Source organism: Cohnella soli (assembly GCF_042655525.1).
In the GTDB taxonomy this organism is placed as follows: Bacteria; Bacillota; Bacilli; order Paenibacillales; family Paenibacillaceae; genus Cohnella; species Cohnella soli.
In genome coordinates, this window is record NZ_JBHSMI010000056.1 from 41,929 (window position 1) to 57,613 (window position 15,685).

At 53.5% G+C, this 15,685-nt stretch carries 13 protein-coding genes; 2 read left to right on the forward strand and 11 right to left on the reverse strand.

Translation table 11 applies throughout. The annotated features are described in order from the left end of the window. Nucleotides 1-114: 114 nt before the first annotated feature. A complete protein-coding gene (locus tag ACFPOF_RS27570; protein WP_378138609.1) occupies nt 115-819 on the forward strand; it encodes a DUF421 domain-containing protein in 705 nt (234 codons plus the stop codon). Nucleotides 820-830: 11 nt separating this feature from the next. Here the strand turns inward: ACFPOF_RS27570 and ACFPOF_RS27575 are convergent, their stop codons facing one another. Together ACFPOF_RS27575 and ACFPOF_RS27580 are read right to left on the reverse strand one after the other, a co-directional pair. Beyond that, nucleotides 831-1,469: a DUF998 domain-containing protein gene (locus ACFPOF_RS27575; protein WP_378138610.1), complete on the reverse strand. Its 639-nt coding sequence runs from the start codon at nt 1,467-1,469 to the stop codon at nt 831-833. Nucleotides 1,470-1,496: 27 nt separating this feature from the next. Then, the gene (locus tag ACFPOF_RS27580) at nt 1,497-1,655 is read right to left on the reverse strand and encodes a hypothetical protein (protein ID WP_378138611.1); all 159 of its coding nucleotides are present in this window, start codon (nt 1,653-1,655) and stop codon (nt 1,497-1,499) included. Between the two features lie 300 nt (nt 1,656-1,955). Between ACFPOF_RS27580 and ACFPOF_RS27585 the strand changes: the two genes are divergently transcribed. After that, entirely contained in the window at nt 1,956-5,942 is a 3,987-nt protein-coding gene (locus ACFPOF_RS27585) for a discoidin domain-containing protein (protein WP_378138612.1), read from the forward strand. Nucleotides 5,943-6,025: 83 nt separating this feature from the next. Here the strand turns inward: ACFPOF_RS27585 and ACFPOF_RS27590 are convergent, their stop codons facing one another. From ACFPOF_RS27590 to ACFPOF_RS27630, 9 genes are all read right to left on the reverse strand, one after another. After that, on the reverse strand, nt 6,026-7,540 hold the full coding sequence (locus ACFPOF_RS27590; protein WP_378138613.1) for a collagen-like domain-containing protein: 1,515 nt from the start codon (nt 7,538-7,540) through the stop codon (nt 6,026-6,028). 21 nt (nt 7,541-7,561) lie between these two features. Beyond that, nucleotides 7,562-9,988 carry an invasin domain 3-containing protein gene (locus ACFPOF_RS27595; protein ID WP_378138614.1) on the reverse strand — a complete coding sequence of 809 codons (2,427 nt, stop codon included), beginning with the start codon at nt 9,986-9,988 and terminating at the stop codon, nt 7,562-7,564. Nucleotides 9,989-10,241: 253 nt separating this feature from the next. Continuing rightward, complete coding sequence (locus ACFPOF_RS27600; RefSeq protein WP_378138615.1) at nt 10,242-10,415, reverse strand: hypothetical protein; 174 nt, start codon at nt 10,413-10,415, stop codon at nt 10,242-10,244. Nucleotides 10,416-10,437: 22 nt separating this feature from the next. Further along, nucleotides 10,438-11,133, reverse strand: coding sequence for an ABC transporter permease (locus ACFPOF_RS27605; RefSeq protein WP_378138616.1), 696 nt, complete (start codon nt 11,131-11,133; stop codon nt 10,438-10,440). Then, nucleotides 11,126-12,049 carry an ABC transporter ATP-binding protein gene (locus ACFPOF_RS27610; RefSeq protein WP_378138617.1) on the reverse strand — a complete coding sequence of 308 codons (924 nt, stop codon included), beginning with the start codon at nt 12,047-12,049 and terminating at the stop codon, nt 11,126-11,128. Before ACFPOF_RS27610 ends, ACFPOF_RS27605 begins: the two co-directional genes overlap by 8 nt. Nucleotides 12,050-12,132: 83 nt before the next feature. Continuing rightward, a complete protein-coding gene (locus ACFPOF_RS27615) occupies nt 12,133-13,074 on the reverse strand; it encodes a sensor histidine kinase (RefSeq protein WP_378138618.1) in 942 nt (313 codons plus the stop codon). 1 nt (nt 13,075) lies between these two features. Beyond that, nucleotides 13,076-13,801, reverse strand: a complete 726-nt coding sequence (locus ACFPOF_RS27620) for a response regulator transcription factor (RefSeq protein ID WP_378138619.1) — start codon at nt 13,799-13,801, stop codon at nt 13,076-13,078. Next, the gene (locus ACFPOF_RS27625; protein ID WP_378138820.1) at nt 13,791-14,963 is read right to left on the reverse strand and encodes a sensor histidine kinase; all 1,173 of its coding nucleotides are present in this window, start codon (nt 14,961-14,963) and stop codon (nt 13,791-13,793) included. Before ACFPOF_RS27625 ends, ACFPOF_RS27620 begins: the two co-directional genes overlap by 11 nt. Further along, nucleotides 14,950-15,639: a response regulator transcription factor gene (locus ACFPOF_RS27630; protein WP_378138620.1), complete on the reverse strand. Its 690-nt coding sequence runs from the start codon at nt 15,637-15,639 to the stop codon at nt 14,950-14,952. The genes ACFPOF_RS27625 and ACFPOF_RS27630 overlap by 14 nt, the downstream gene beginning before the upstream one ends. Nucleotides 15,640-15,685: the final 46 nt, after the last annotated feature.

A 15,685-nucleotide genomic window follows, 5' to 3' on the forward strand; every position in this document is an offset into this window, starting at 1 on the left:
GAGGCACATATTCTGACCAGTGACTACAAAAGTTATAACACCTGCCCCAACCGTCAATCCTGTTACTATCGAGCCGTAAGACAGCTCCTCAGATGAGAAAAAGGAGTCCGCCCCATGCAAGCATACGTAGAAGTTATTATTCGAACGATCGCCGCTTTTGTCCTCCTGATGATCACGGCGAGAATTCTCGGTAAGCAGACCATATCCAATATGACCTTTCATGACTTCGTGAGCGGCATCACGCTGGGCGCCATTGCGGCGAATTTGGCGTTTAACGATAAGCTCAACCACTGGCTCATCGTCATATCGTTGCTAATATTTTTCGGCATCTCCTATCTCGTGTCCAAGATCGCCCTCACAAGCCGGACATGGAGCCGGTGGGTGTCCGGCACTCCGACCGTCGTCATCGAGAACGGCAAAATTCTCGAAGACAACATGCGGAAAATTCGCTACACGATGGACTCCTTGGTCCAATCTTTGCGTGAAAAGAATATTTTCAATATGGAAGAGGTTGAGTACGCTTGCCTGGAGGATCACGGGAAGCTGTCCGTCAAGAAGAAAAGCGAGTATGAGTGGGTAACGCGCAAAGATCTGAAGCTGCACGCCGCGGCCGTCCAGTCGTTCCCTGTCGAGCTGATCATGGACGGCAAAATCCTCGAAGACAATCTGGCCAACAACGGGCTGACCGTCCAATGGCTGGAGCAGGTGCTGCGGCAGCGGAAAAAGTCCGTGTCCGACGTTTTCTACGCCGTGAGAGGTACGCAAAATCAGTTGTATTTTGACTACTATCAGGATCACATTGAACAGCCTATCGATTAGGAGGCGCACCTCTAGTGTGATATCTGTTCGTTCCGCAGTCGGAAGGCTAGAGAGGACACCCAACCGAAGGCGACCATCCCGGCCACTCCCATCATAATGCCAACCCCACTGTTCATCCCCATACCCGCAACAATGAGTAATGGTGCAAGTATCGCGGAAGACAGGCAGTAGATTCTCCACCCCTGTTCGCCTTGTACGCGGAAACGTCGGGAGAATATCAGCATTGCCGCAATCAGGCAAATAAAGGACGCGAAGAATGCCATGGAATGAAGCGCCGCATGGCCGCTCATTGCTGTCGGCATTCCTTCAGGCGCACCGGAAGGAAATCCAAAACCCGGGTCGGGCTTAAAAAGCCCCGCCATGATCATGCCGATTCCATAAACTCCAATCAACCATAAGCCCGCCTTGCCTGTTCCTCTTTGAAGCAAACCGCGTGCCCCAACGGCTGCCCATACAGCCAGTAACCCCGTGACGATGAAATTCGCGCTTTGAATCCAGCCCAGATCCCCCAATGTCAGATTGCTGATGGCATGACGCTTGATATCAAATCCTGTACGGGTAAATACCTGTACGATTGCAATGAGAAAGAATAGCGGTGCTGAAATGACTCCTCCAAGCAGTAATAGTCTTGTTATGATCTTGTTTTTCATTGAAATCCTTCCTTTCTTAGATCGCTTCTATTGGAAAAAGTTTTTGAGCTCCGCAGCAATAAGTCCGGCATTAAGTTGCTTCGTATGGCCGAGACCTTTCTTGCTGACCAATATCGCATTGGGCGGTCCTTGTCCTGTCTGGTCATAGGCAATCTTGGTGCCGTCTTTCGAGGTTACGATGTTCATGTTCAAACTCTCCTCATCTCGGTGTTCGTGCTTGGTTTTTCTGGCTCCTATTATGACAACGAACGGCTAACAGTGAAATCGACACGTTCAGGAAAAAGATTTTTCTGAATCATAATCCCGCACACGATCTCGATAAAATCACTCATTCATATGGAAAACCACCTGTCGTATGATCGAAAGGCAACACTCTATAAACTGACTCATGGAAGGAGGGACTTTGATAGCGGTTAGCAAAGATAACCACGACGGGCAGACACTCGAGGGAAATGAATTTCGAAATCCATTTCGAGAGGAGATTTCATGATGAGAAGCCTTAATCGTATCGTCGCTTGGGTTGGTATGCTGACTCTGGTATTGGGAACGTTTCTCTCTTCTGTTGGATTTCCGAACGCTGTTCAGGCAGCCGGAGGACCGAATCTGGCGCTTGGCAAAACGCTTACAGCGAGCAGCTACACGCAGACTTATACCGCGAGCAATGCTGCGGACAGCAACCAAGCAACGTATTGGGAGAGTGCGAATAACGCTTTTCCCCAGTGGATTCAAGCAGATCTGGGCAGCGCAACGAGCATCGACCAGATCGTTCTGAAGCTTCCGACAGGCTGGGGATCGAGAACGCAGACGTTATCGATTCAAGGCAGCACGGACGGCACGAACTTCACGAACATCGTCGGCTCTGTAGGCTACACGTTCGATCCGGCTTCGGCCAACACGGTGACGATTAACTTCGCCGCCGTCAGCACCCGGTACGTCAGGGTTAACGTGACTGCCAACACCGCCTGGCCAGCCGGACAATTCTCGGAATTCGAGATTTACGGCGCTTCCGGAAGCACGACGACTTACCCGATTCCGGGCAAGATCGAGGCGGAAAACTACAGCGCCATGAACGGCATCCAGACGGAAACGACGAGCGATACCGGCGGCGGCCTTAACGTCGGCTGGATCGATGCCGGCGACTGGCTGGATTACAGCGTGAACGTGCAAACCGCCGGATCCTACACCGTCGAATACCGCGTAGCCAGCCCTAACGCAACGGGGCAAGTGCAGCTCCGGTCCGGTGCGACCACACTCGCCGCGACAACCGTGCCGAACACCGGCAGCTGGCAAACTTGGCAAACCGTGACCGCAACCGTGAACCTGAGCGCCGGGCAACAAACGCTCCGCGTATACGCGGGCGGCGGCGGGTTCAATATCAACTGGCTTAACTTCGTTCAAGGAGGAGGAGGAGATACGCAGCCTCCAACTTCCCCTGCCAACCTGACCTACACTGAGCCAACAACGGGTCAGATCAAGCTGACCTGGAACGCCTCTACGGATAATACCGGCGTAACCGGATATGACATCTACCTCAACAATGCGCTGCTGACGAGCGTGGCGGGCAACGTCCTGACGTACACGGACAATCAACCGACAACCGCTACTGTGTCCTACTACGTGAAGGCGAAGGACGCGGCAGGCAACGTCTCGGCCGCCAGCAACACGGTGACCCGCAACGGCAACCCCGGCACCGGCACGAACCTCGCCCTGAACAAGCCGATCTCCGCTTCCTCGAATACGCAGAACTTCGTGGCGGCGAACGCGAACGACGGCAACACGGCGACCTATTGGGAGGGCGGCGCCGGCTCCTATCCGAACACCTTGACGGTGGACCTTGGGGCGAACGCGAGTATCACGTCCGTCGTGGTGAAACTCAATCCCGATTCGATATGGGCGACGCGCACCCAGACGATCCAAGTGCTGGGGCACGACCAGAACTCCACGAATTTCACCAACCTGGTGTCCGCAGCCCTGTATACCTTTAATCCTGCATCCGGCAATCAGGTGACCATTCCGGTCACGGCGACGGCCAGCGCGGTACGGCTCCAGTTCACGACCAACTCCGGCGCATCTGCGGGGCAAGTGGCCGAATTCGAGGTCATCGGGACTCCGGCGCCGAATCCGGACCTGACGATCACGGGTATGTCCTGGTCGCCCTCTTCTCCGGTTGAAACCGACGCAATTACGCTCACTTCCACGGTGAAAAACATCGGTACGGCGGCTTCCGCAGCTACAACGGTCAATTTCTATCTGGGCACGACCAAAGTCGGCAATGCCTCCGTCGGGGCATTGGCAGCGGGAGCGTCCGCGAACGTGTCGGCCAATATTGGAGCCCAGATTGCGGGAACGTATTCCGTCATCTCCAAGGTCGACGAGAATAATGCCGTGATCGAGGTCGATAAGACGAACAACAGCTTCACCAACCCGACCTCGCTGACGGTCAACCAGGTTCCAAGCTCCGACTTGATCGGTACGGCTTCCTGGACTCCCGGCAATCCGAGCGCCGGTAATACGGTAACCTTTACCGTCAACCTGAAGAACCAAGGGAACATCGCTTCCGCATCTGGCGCTCACGGCATCACGCTCACGCTTAAAAATGCTGCCGGCGCAACCATTCAAACCTTAACCGGATCTTATACCGGCGCTTTGGCCGCGGGAGCATCGGCTAACGTGACCATGGGCACTTGGACGGCAGTTAACGGTAGCTACACGGTAACGACAACGGTAGCGGCGGATGCCAACGAAGTCGCGATCAAGCAGAGCAACAATACGAGCTCGGCCAGCTTGTATTCCGGCCGCGGCGCAAACATGCCGTTCACCGTCATCGAAGCCGAATCTTCGTCCAACACGACCACCGGCACCAAATTGGCTCCGAACTTCCTGCCAGGCGACTTCGCGGGCGAAGCTTCCGGACGTTCAGCCGTTTATCTCAACGCGACGGGCCAATACATAGAGTTTACGCTTACCTCTCCGGCTAACGCATTCGTCCTTCGCAATGCCGTTGCCGAGAACACCACCGGAACGGTCAGTATTTACGCAAACGGCGTTAGCAAGGGCAAGTTTACGGTCTCGTCCAAGTTTTCCTACGTGTACGCGACTCCGACCACGCTTGGGCGGCTCGGATACGACAACTCGGGCTCCAAAGCTTACTGGCTCTATGAGGACTCCCAGTTGATGCTGGATCAAGTGTATCCGGTAGGAACGAAAATCCGGATTCAGAAAGACGCCGGGGACGTCTCCTGGATTTACCTCGACTTGCTCGAGACGGAGAATGTCGCTCCTCCGGCGACGAATCCGGACCCGGCCAAATACGTGGAAGTGTCGAGCACGAAGTCGATCGAGCAGGCTTTGACCGAATTCAGGCAAGACGCCTCCAAGAAAGGCATCTTCATCCCAGCCGGAACGTGGACGATCTCGAACAAGATCTTCCTCTACGGTCGGGCGACGGAAATCATCGGAGCCGGTCCTTGGTACACCAAGCTGACAGCTCCGCAAGACCAGTCGAATACCGACGTCGGATTCAACATCAGTTCTGCCGCCAACGGTTCGGTTATCAAGAACCTGTCGGCTTGGGGCAACTATATCTACCGCGTTGACGGACCTGGCAAATTCATCGATGGAAATGGCATGCAGAATGTTACCGTCGAGAACGTCTGGGCCGAGCACTTCGTCTGCCTCTATTGGGGCGTGAACTCCTCCTACAACACGTTCCGGAACAACCGGATCAAAAACACGTTCGCGGACGGGATCAACATGACGAACGGGTCGTCCTATAACATCATCGACAACAACTATGCCCGCGGAACGGGAGACGATTCGTTCGCCCTGTTCAGCGCAATAGACTCCGGCGGTTCTTACAACGTCGGCAACAAGTACACCAACCTGACCGCCGTGAATGTCAGACGCGCAGCAGCCTTCGCCGTCTATGGCGGTCAAGACAATCTGTTCCAGAACCTGTACGGAGCGGATACGCTGACTTACCCGGGCTTTACGATCAGCAGTCTGAGCTTCGGGTATAACACGTTAGGTTTCGGCGACTTGGACACGGTTATCGACGGAGTGACGCTGGACCGCACGGGCGGAGACTTCTGGACCAGCGTCGGGGCCGACGACAAAATCAACGATTATCAGAACTTTGGCGCAATGTGGTTCTTCGGCGGCGACAGGGCGCTCAAGAACATTCTGGTGAAAAACGTGGACATCAATAATTCGGTTTACTTCGGACTGATGTTCCAGACCAAATCGCCGGAAAACCTGGCGATGCAGAACATTCGCCTGGAGAACATCAATATCAATAATTCCACCCGCTACGGCATCAAGCTCGTCGCCAAGGCGGAAGACGGTCAAGGGCCGGTCGTAGGCTCGGCAAGCTTCACCAACGTGAAGGTGAACAACTCCGGCGTTCAAGCCATTTACGGCGAAAGCAAGAGCCCGAACTTCACCGTCGTGAGAGTATCCGGCAACAACTGGTGATCCCTCTCTGACGCAAGTTACCCCTTTGGCAGCCGGGAATGGCGTCCAAAGGGGTAACTTTTTTTGCGTTAAGTATGAGGTGATTAATGGAGGAAGAGGTTTTCCGGTGCTGGAATTGTTGATTGGAAAACATATCCGGCACTCCCCGGCTGACCGTTTACGCTAAAAGACGAGCTGCCGTTTCCTCCCGTTCCTCCGCTGCCGCCTCCGCCGCCGCCCGGATTTGTGTTCGCTCCGGAGCCCGCAGAGGCACCGCCGCTGCCTCCGTTTGCATTTATTGTTCCGGTTACGATCGGGGCAGAGGAAGAGATGAAGTGGATGATTCCCCCGCCTCCTCCACCGCCTCCACCTTCTGATGCTCCGCCATTGCCGTCGAAGGCGGCCGCTCCTGCGCCACCGTTAGCGAGGATCGTGCCGGCCACCTGCACGGATGCTTTCCCGACAAGGATCACGACACCGCCTCCGCCTCCGCCCGTCCCGACAATACCTTGGCCGGCTGTCTGCGGGTTGGTCCCGCTGGCGCCCGAAGCGTTTATGATCCCTGAGCTTTGGATTTTGACATTTCCTTTGGCAACCAGGACAAGCGACCCGCCGCCTTCGCCGCCCGCTCCGTTAGACTGCCGGTTCCCGGCCCCGCCCGCCGCAGCCGCGGGCGACACAATCTGAGCAGCTTGCAGCTTGGATAAGCCGGTTCCGCCATTCGGTTTGCCTGCCGCTCCCAAAGAGATTCCCTGGTTCGGTAATCCTCCGGCGCTATCTTGTGCGCCTCGGTCGACAGTAATGGTTCCCGTAACCGTGATATCGCCCAAAGAGCGCAGTATCGTGCCGCTAGGCAATACAAGCGTTCCCGAAATATTGATGCTAGTGAACTGTAAATTGTCCTTGTTGGGCAAAGAGTCAAACCCCGCTGCGGTCGTTAAATCCAAAGTTTGACCGGACGAGACAGTAAGCGCTCCTGCCGAGCCATCCCCATAGAGGGCGTCCGTAGAAGCAGGTCCTATCGGGCCAACGGGACCTGACGGACCGGTTGGACCCGTTGCCCCTTGAGGACCCGTTTGCCCTGCAGGTCCGACAGCCCCTGTATCGCCCTTCGGTCCCTGCGGACCTGCAGCACCTTGCGGGCCTGCCGCGCCTTCAGGCCCGACAGCCCCCGTTTCGCCCGGGTCACCCTTCGGTCCCTGCGGACCTGCAGCACCTTGCGGACCTGTCGCACCGTCAGGCCCGACAGCTCCCGTTTCGCCCGCGTCGCCCTTCGGTCCCTGCGGTCCCGGAGCACCTTGCGGACCCGTAGCCCCTGCCGGTCCGACAGTTCCAGGCTCGCCCGGGTCACCCTTCGGCCCTTGCAGACCTGTCGCTCCGGCCGCTCCAGTCGCGCCAGCCGGACCAGCCGGTCCTTGGTCGCCTTTCAGCTTCAGCTTATACATCGTCTCGTTGTTGGCACAGCCGCTTCCCGGAGCGATGAGATTAATCTTCCCGCTGCTTCCGACGCAGATGTTCAACGAATCTAACGCCGTAGGGGCTGCCCACGTCCCTTGTATATTGGCTCCGGCTATCACGACTAACACTGCCAGTGCCAGTTTCCCTGTCCATTTCTTCACCTTTTTCCGTGCCCCTCTCGCCTAAATAAATTGAACCAGATTCAGCATTCGCTTGAGCATTGCAACCGTTTCTGCCCGGGTGGAGTAGCTTGTTGGTCGAAATTTACCGTCCAAGCCAACAATTCCCGTTCGCTGGGCATACTGCACGTACTCCCTCACCCAGCCAGAGATCGCCGTCTCGTCACCGTAGGGCTGGTAAGCCGGAAGGCTTGCGGAGGAAAAACCTCCCGCATAGTTCATGGCCCTGATCATCATACCCGCCAGCTCTTGTCTCGTAACCTTCTGAAGCGGCCGGAAGGTTCCGTCGCTGTATCCCGAGATCAATCCGGCTTGATAAGCCGTATTGACCGCCGCAACATACCAACCCGTCCCGGTGTCGGAGAAAGGGTTTCTTGCGTCCGATTCGTTCAGTCCTAACGCCCGGACTAGAAGGGCAGCGATTTCCGCCCGCGTGATGTCGGCGTCCGGGGCAAAAATCCCTTCCCCGCGACCTTGCACCAGGAGCTTGGAGGCCAGCAACTTTACATCCGCCGCTGCCCAATGCTTGGCCGTATCGGAGAACGAGACGGGCCGGTCGATGACGGCATAGATGCTGGCCCCCGGCCTTTTCATTATCGCCGTCCATTGGCTCCCGTCCTGCTTGGCGAAATGCGTAGGAACGAACCGTAACTCGTTCCGCCCTGGCATCCACCAGACCCCCGTCGCCGTATCCGGTACAAGATCGCCTTGGACGGTCAATATCCGGGTAACGTATTGACTGAACGCGCTCATCCATACGCTCTGTCCCGTCGACCCGACGATCTGCACTTCAAAGGCCAGCGGATTCGACAGCAGACGTCCCCCCATGTTCGAGACGGAGTCGCGAATTGCTTGCTGCGTCGACTCATCCGGCTCACGAATGGAAATGTCGCAACGGATTGCCTCTTCCGGGATTCCGAATTGCCGGCTGTAAGGCGAAAGATCCAGCTCCGATAGAGGGAGACTCATGGAAGCAGCGCCTGCGTTCATCACGATTATCGCTTGCGGATTGATTGATTTTAGCTCCTTCAAGTTCTCCGCAGAGATAGCGATCGTCCCGCCCTCGGAGCTTAATTGCAGCTCGACCCGACCTTTGAGAACATCCTCCTTGGACAGGGTCTGTCGACTGCTCCCCCCGTCTTTGGACACGATTTCGAAGCTTAAGCCCGTGCGGGGATTTTCGGTCGAATTGCCCGGCGTAGACGGAATCCCAGGGTTCGGCGTGCCTCCCGGATTTTCCGGCGTTGTTCCGTTGTCCTCGGTTACCGTCACGGTCGTCTCCGCCGTGAAGCCTTCATAGGTTGCAGTCAGCTTCGTCTGCCCGCTTCTCAAGCCCGTCACAGTGCCGTGGACATCCACCGATGCTATGGAAGCATTCTGTACTTCGTAGGAAGCGAAAGAGGCAACATTCGTAGTCGATCCGTCCGCTCGAACCGCCTCCAAGGAAGTAGAGCGCGTCTGCCCTGACGTAACCGAGTAAGAAGTCTGACCGAATCTTAACTCGTTAATCGGATTTGGCGAACTGCCTTCCGTGAATGCCACTTCAATGCTGGAGGCTACAGATACGCCGTTCACGCTCGCCGTAATTTCCGCCGTTCCCGCAGACAGAGGCGCCATCAGAATCGCTTGGTAGACTCCGCCGCTTTCATAGGTTGAAGCAATCATGACCGGAATGTCTTCTCCGACAGGAGCCTCAGGCGGAATGATTCCCTGTTCGCCAATCAGTTCCAGCGGATCGTCGACAGGACCGAGTGTCCCCGACAAGCCGCTCAGCGTTCCCAGCTTGCCGTATTTCGCCGAAACGAGAACCGTTTCATATCGCCCGCTCGTCGCATAGGATACGCTGCTCAACGTTCCCAATGTCGCAGTCAGTTCAAACAAACCCGCCTGCTCGGTGACGTCGTTCCCGAACTCGTCCTTCAATTGAACCGTGATGACGCTTTGGCTGGAACCGTCCGCCGGCACGGTCGACCGACTTGCGGTAATCACGGAACGCTCCGGAGACGGAGGACCGGCGATAAAGCTCACGCTGGCCATATCCGCAACAGCCTTTCCACCTACGAAGGCGCCGATATACGCAACCCCCGCTACAGTCGGAGCCGTCAGAACGGACGTATATTCCCCCGGACCGACGACCGACACCCCTTCCTCCAACCGACCGCTCGTTGAACGGAATTGGATGTCTTCCGGCGGAATGGATACCGGATTTCCCTGGTCGTCCGTCAGCAACAAAGAGACGATCGTCCTGCTTGTCCCGTCAGCCGGAACGGTTGTTTCCCGAACATCGACCGTGCCGTTGACGATTTCCTGATCCTCCGCCCCGTAAGACGTTCCTGGGCCCGGAATAGAACTCGCGAGAAGCGCCATCATCAGGAACGGCACCATCAAGTATCGCAACGAGCCCGCTTTTTTTCGACTTAGATTCAACATCTCCCATCCTGCCTTCCCATTGTGCCGCTGCTAGAACGCTTCCTTGCTATTTCTACCAAAATGATATCATACCAAACGAAAAAGAAAACGATTTATGTCGGGTTGTGGCGAATATCATGGCGCAAAAGAGCAATTAAAATGGAGCAAGGCTGCTTTGAATTTGACTTCAAAGAGCCTTGCTCCATTCATGTGACATTCGCCCGCAGGATGCTTATGATTTGCGAGCCTTATACGATGAGCTGCAACCTGCCGCTTACCGCTTCTTCCTCGTGACCAATATCCCGATGCCGGTCAGGATACCTAATCCGACTGCACCGTATAGGTTGATAAGCACATCCTTCTTTCCCATTGTCCAATACAGCAGTCCGTTCAAGGCAAATGAAACGACGCAAAGCAACAATACCCAGTTCAAAACCCGATTCACCATTTGATCAAATCCTCCCGTTCCGCTATTTCAGCACGTCGACATGCTCAATGTTACGAATCGACATATACGCGATGGCCGCACCGACGATTGCCAGAGTAATCGGCACCGCAATGATGTTGTACAACGAGAAACCATCGCTATTCTGGCAGACGACCGCCACAACGATAAGAGACGATACGATGGTGGCCGAGCCGGAATGCTTGCGCATGCCGAAGTAAAGCGGAATCAGGCTGAAGAAACTGGTCGCCAGCGCGCCCAAGACGACCGTCAGAAGCGACTTGGCTGCAATGGACCACGTTAGAGGCTCCGGGACAATGGACGAAAAATGATCCACGACATAGAATCCACCCCCGACGAATAAGTTCGCCGAAATATCCGCCAACAGCGTAAACAGCACGATGACGAGCAGCTTGGCCGCGATGAGCTTCTTGCGGTTGATCGGGTACATGAACAGCACCGTGATCGATTTGTTACGGAACTCGTCAATGACAAGCCGTGATATGAGCACCGACGCGAACACGATATACGTCCCTCGCACGATCGTGTCAATAACGGAGAAAACCATAGCGTAATCCGTAAATGGTATCTCTTTACTCGTTTCTTCAGTAAGTCCGATCGCACAGATTAATCCTAATATCAAGATGTTGGCGATCATCGCCGCCCGAATGTAAGACCCCAAGCGGAACTTGCGCATTTCAAGCTTCATGAGCTTAAGCAACGACGCCACCCCCGTTCAGGATGGATAAGAAGTAATCCTCGAGCGAACCTTTTTTCTTATGAACTGCTTCGATCGCGACATTGTGCGTCACCAATACCTTCATCAGCTCGCTTTGCGGAATGCGGCAATCATAAATACGGATCTGGCCTTCGTCCGTGACGCGAACATTGGATATGTGCAAATGGTTTTCGAGCACGTAAACCGCTTTACTGCTTTCGCTTGTCGTGATTTCGATATATTCCGTCGTTTGCTTGGCGACATGCTCCATCGAAACCTCCTGCAGCAGCTTACCGTCGTTCATGACGGCAATCGTGTCGGCGACCAGCTCGATTTCCCCAAGAATATGGCTCGAGATCAGAATCGTGATCCCGTATTGCTTGCAAAGCATTTTGAACAGATCGCGAAGCTCCTTGATGCCTAACGGGTCGAGGCCGTTAATCGGTTCATCGAGAATAAGCAGCTCCGGTTTCGTCGTGATCGCTCGCGCAATGCCAAGCCGTTGCTTCATCCCTAGCGAGAACTCTTTAACCGGTTTCCTATCGATCCCCTTCAAATTCACCAGCTCAAGCGCCTCATCGATAGACTTCTTGTTGTGGTAGCCCATGTATTCGCAGTGGAGCTCCAAATTTTCGCGGGCCGTCAGCTTGTCGTAAAAAATCGGAGTTTCGATGATCGTACCCATTCTTCCCAACTGCCGGTACGACGTATCGGTCAGCTGTTCGCCGAAAATTTCGATCTCGCCCGCCGTCGGCTTCACCAGGTTGGTGATCATCTTCATGACCGTTGTTTTACCCGCGCCGTTCGGACCAAGCAAACCGTATATTTCTCCTTGCCTGATGTTCATATTGACGTTCGAAACAACTTCCTTCTCCCGGTAAGCCCGGGTCAGCTGTTTCGTTCTTACGATATGCGCCATTGTTCGATGCCTCCTTAGCTCTTGACAAGTTTTATTGTAAGCATCGAATTCTGCTTTTTTCTTACCCGATTCTTACAAAATTCTTAAGCCGAGAAGGCGACCCGTTTCAACTTAACGGTAAACACCGTTTTCTCATATGGCTTGCTACGAATCCGGATCGTCCCTTCTTGCGCTTCGACTAGCCTCTTGGTAATCGTCAACCCAAGACCGCTGCCCTGATAGGATTTGTTGCGGGAGTCCTCCAGCGTGTACATCCGCTCGAACACCCGGTCTTGATGCAGCTCGTCGATCCCTTTACCCCGATCCCACACGTCCATGTATACAAATTCGTCGTCGCCCCGCAAGGTTAATCCGACCGCCTTTCCCTCCCCGCCGTGCTGAATCGCATTGGCGATGAGGTTGTTCAAGACGCGGTCCAGCGCTTCCTCGTTCCCCCACGCTAGCAGCGGCTTGTCCGGGATATCGATCGCAACCTCGAAACCTTTGACCGTCAACGTATCGTAGAAGGCCAGCATATTTTTTGCGCAAATATCGTTGATGCGAATCCGCGAAATCGGAATCGGTTTGTCCCCCGACTCGAGCCTCGCCAAATCGAAAAACTGGCGGATCAGCTCCAGCACCTCATTGGCCTTGGCGTGCACCTTGGATAACAGCACTTTTCTTTCTTCCACGTTCATATCCGGGTCCAGATTAATCGTCTCAATATAACCAAGCACGACGGTAAGCGGGGTCTTCAAATCATGCGAGATGTTCGAGATCATCTTCCGCATCGACTGCTCCATCTTCAGGAAATTCGCTGCCCTTTGTTGGTTGTACTCCAGCAAGTGATTGATTTCGATCAAGACGGGTATCAATGCGTGATCATCCGTATGCACGAGCAGCTTCTCGCTTGTGCCTTCCTCGATAATTTCCTTTATTTTATGGTGAATTTGCTCCAGGTTGGAGCTTCTTGCCCGATAGGCACGGTATTGCATCCCAATGACGACGAGCAATATAACGACGATTACAGCTAGAGCGATCACCATGTCATTGCCCTTCCCACTTGTAACCGATGCCCCACAACGTCTTGATATTCTTGGGCTCGGACGGCTTGTCTTCGATCTTCTCGCGTAAACGGCGAATATGGACGTTAATGACGTTCTCATCGCCGTAATATTCGTCGTTCCAGATAAAACCGTATAGCTGCGCCTTCGTAAATACGCGATTCGGGTTTGTCGCGAACAGCTTCAGGATTTCGAATTCCTTGGCCGTCAGCTTCAGGTCGACATCGTTCTTCGACGCTGAGAAATTATCCAGATCGATACGCAGCGCACCGAATGTCAACATTTTAGGCGCCTGGGCTGCAGCAGCCGCAGCCGTGGCGGAGGTCTGCCCGGCGTTCGAATACGTCGTCGCGCGCCGAATCGCCGATTTGATCCGGGCCGACACTTCGATGAGGGAGAACGGCTTCGCGATGTAATCGTCGGCACCGAAGCCAAGCCCGATCGCCTTATCGACGTCGCTATCCTTCGCCGACATGATGAGGATGGGCACCGCGCTGTTTTCCCGGATCAGCTTAATGACCTCGATCCCATCCAGCTTCGGCATCATAATATCGACAATAACGATATCGAAGGCGCCCTGCCGGAACCGCGCGATTCCGTCCAGTCCGTTAAACTCTGCCGAGACGTCGTAGCCTTCTTTAACCAAATAATTGCGCAGCATTTCGACGATCTGGGTATCGTCTTCGATCAGTAGTATGTTATGAGGCATGGTGTTCTCCTTCTGGCAAGATTACACGAAAACATGTGCCGCCATCTTCATTATCCGTAACGGTAAGCATACCATGATGCTTTTTGATAATACTATCCACGATCGAAAGCCCTAAGCCCGCTCCGGCCATTTGGCGAGAGCGTGACTTGTCGACACGATAAAAAGGTTCGAATATATGCTTTTTGTTTTCTTCGGGAATGCCGATACCTGTATCTTTAATTTGGATTGAAACCTGTTCCTGATTTAATCGGTTTACAATAACCTCAACCGTGCCGCCGTTAATATTATACTTGATCCCGTTCTCTACAAGGTTGTAAAAAGCACGATACAACAAGTCCGCGTTCCCAGTAACCATGCTGTCATCACAATCCAAGACCAGAGCGACGTTCTTATCTTTAGCGATGTGAGATAGCTCGGAAGTTATATCCTCAAAAATATCCTTTAAGCAAATGCTGCTTTGCTCGCCGCTATCGTCCATATTCGTCATATCCAACAAGTTGCCGACGAGTCCTCTCAAACGCTGGGTTTGCTTTTCAATAACGGAAATTAGCGCATCGTATTCCTCGTTAGTGTGCTCTTTTCTCTTCTTAAATACATCCACTTTTGTTTGCAGCACGGCAAGAGGAGTTCTGAGCTCGTGGGCCGCATTTGCGGAAAATCTTCCTTGCATCGTAAAGGCATTATCCAGCTTGTCCGCCATTTCATTAAACGTTTCCGTAAGCCCTGCAATTTCATCCTTTGTAGGCGGCACAGCTAATGTTTCAGATAGATTATGCACATTTATATTTTTCATTTGATCATTTAGCGTATGAAGAGGCTTTAATGCCTTTCCCGAAATAGAGTAGGTTAAGAGTCCACCGCCAATAATAACAGCAATCATATATATCACGCTTTTCATTCTAAAATCCATTCTTGCTTGAAGGGAATCCGTAGTGGGGACGGGAGATGAAATGTCGCTTGCTGGCGATTGAGGGGTTTCATTCACCCCTCCATCCTCGCCGATTTGTTTGGCCGGTAAAATCAATGTGGCATCAATCCTTGTAGCCATTGTATCTGCTGATACGTTCAGTATGAAGGTTAGGCCCACACAACAAAGGATCAGAAGCGCAACGGTCATCACCGTTAGTCGCAATCGAATGGGCACTTTCTTAAGCATGAGCATCATCACCCTTATCCAGCAACAAGTAACCTTCGCCGATCTTCGTACCAATGGGGTCATAGTTTATTATCGCCTTCAGCTTCTTCCGGAGAGTTGCGATATGTACCCGTATTGCACCGCTAAAGCTATCCGCATGCTGATCCCACACATGCTCAATGAGCTCTTCTTGGCTAACCACTCGATCCTTGTTAAGCAAGAAATATTCAAGCAATGCAAATTCCTTTTTGGTCAGCGATACCTCCATATCATGAACAACTGCAACACGCTTCGATAAATCCACATGAATAGCGCCGCAGGTAAGCATACGACTTTCTTGCACAAATTTTCGCCTTAACAAATTTCGTATTCTGGCTTCCAACTCGGCAAAATCAAACGGCTTCGCCAAGTAATCGTTTGCCCCTATGTCTAAGCCCTTTACTTTGTCATGAACGCTACTTCTTGCACTGAGAATAAGCACCTTTAATTCCGGTTTCTCATCTCGTATTTTAGCTAATACCTCAAGCCCATCCCATTTCGGGAGATTTAAATCAAGTACAACCAGGTCGTAATCGACTTCATATAAAAGCTCGTAAGCATCTTCACCGTTGTCACACGTATCCACCGCATAACCATCTATTCTAAGCCCATCTGCAATGCCTTCTTGCAAATCTAGCTCGTCCTCGACAACGAGTATCCTCATGCGCCCATCACCTCATCTCTATTGTATCTTAACAGGGATTTAACAT

What these genes read in the sequence shown, in the direction of transcription:
- ACFPOF_RS27585 (WP_378138612.1), top strand. Translation starts at nt 1,956, where the DNA reads ATGATGAGAAGCCTTAATCGTATCGTCGCTTGGGTTGGTATGCTGACT.
- ACFPOF_RS27610 (WP_378138617.1), bottom strand. Translation starts at nt 12,049, where the DNA reads ATGGCGCATATCGTAAGAACGAAACAGCTGACCCGGGCTTACCGGGAG.
- ACFPOF_RS27575 (WP_378138610.1), bottom strand. Translation starts at nt 1,469, where the DNA reads ATGAAAAACAAGATCATAACAAGACTATTACTGCTTGGAGGAGTCATT.
- ACFPOF_RS27580 (WP_378138611.1), bottom strand. Translation starts at nt 1,655, where the DNA reads ATGAACATCGTAACCTCGAAAGACGGCACCAAGATTGCCTATGACCAG.
- ACFPOF_RS27615 (WP_378138618.1), bottom strand. Translation starts at nt 13,074, where the DNA reads ATGGTGATCGCTCTAGCTGTAATCGTCGTTATATTGCTCGTCGTCATT.
- ACFPOF_RS27600 (WP_378138615.1), bottom strand. Translation starts at nt 10,415, where the DNA reads ATGGTGAATCGGGTTTTGAACTGGGTATTGTTGCTTTGCGTCGTTTCA.
- ACFPOF_RS27620 (WP_378138619.1), bottom strand. Translation starts at nt 13,801, where the DNA reads ATGCCTCATAACATACTACTGATCGAAGACGATACCCAGATCGTCGAA.
- ACFPOF_RS27595 (WP_378138614.1), bottom strand. Translation starts at nt 9,988, where the DNA reads ATGTTGAATCTAAGTCGAAAAAAAGCGGGCTCGTTGCGATACTTGATG.
- ACFPOF_RS27630 (WP_378138620.1), bottom strand. Translation starts at nt 15,639, where the DNA reads ATGAGGATACTCGTTGTCGAGGACGAGCTAGATTTGCAAGAAGGCATT.
- ACFPOF_RS27570 (WP_378138609.1), top strand. Translation starts at nt 115, where the DNA reads ATGCAAGCATACGTAGAAGTTATTATTCGAACGATCGCCGCTTTTGTC.
- ACFPOF_RS27625 (WP_378138820.1), bottom strand. Translation starts at nt 14,963, where the DNA reads ATGCTCATGCTTAAGAAAGTGCCCATTCGATTGCGACTAACGGTGATG.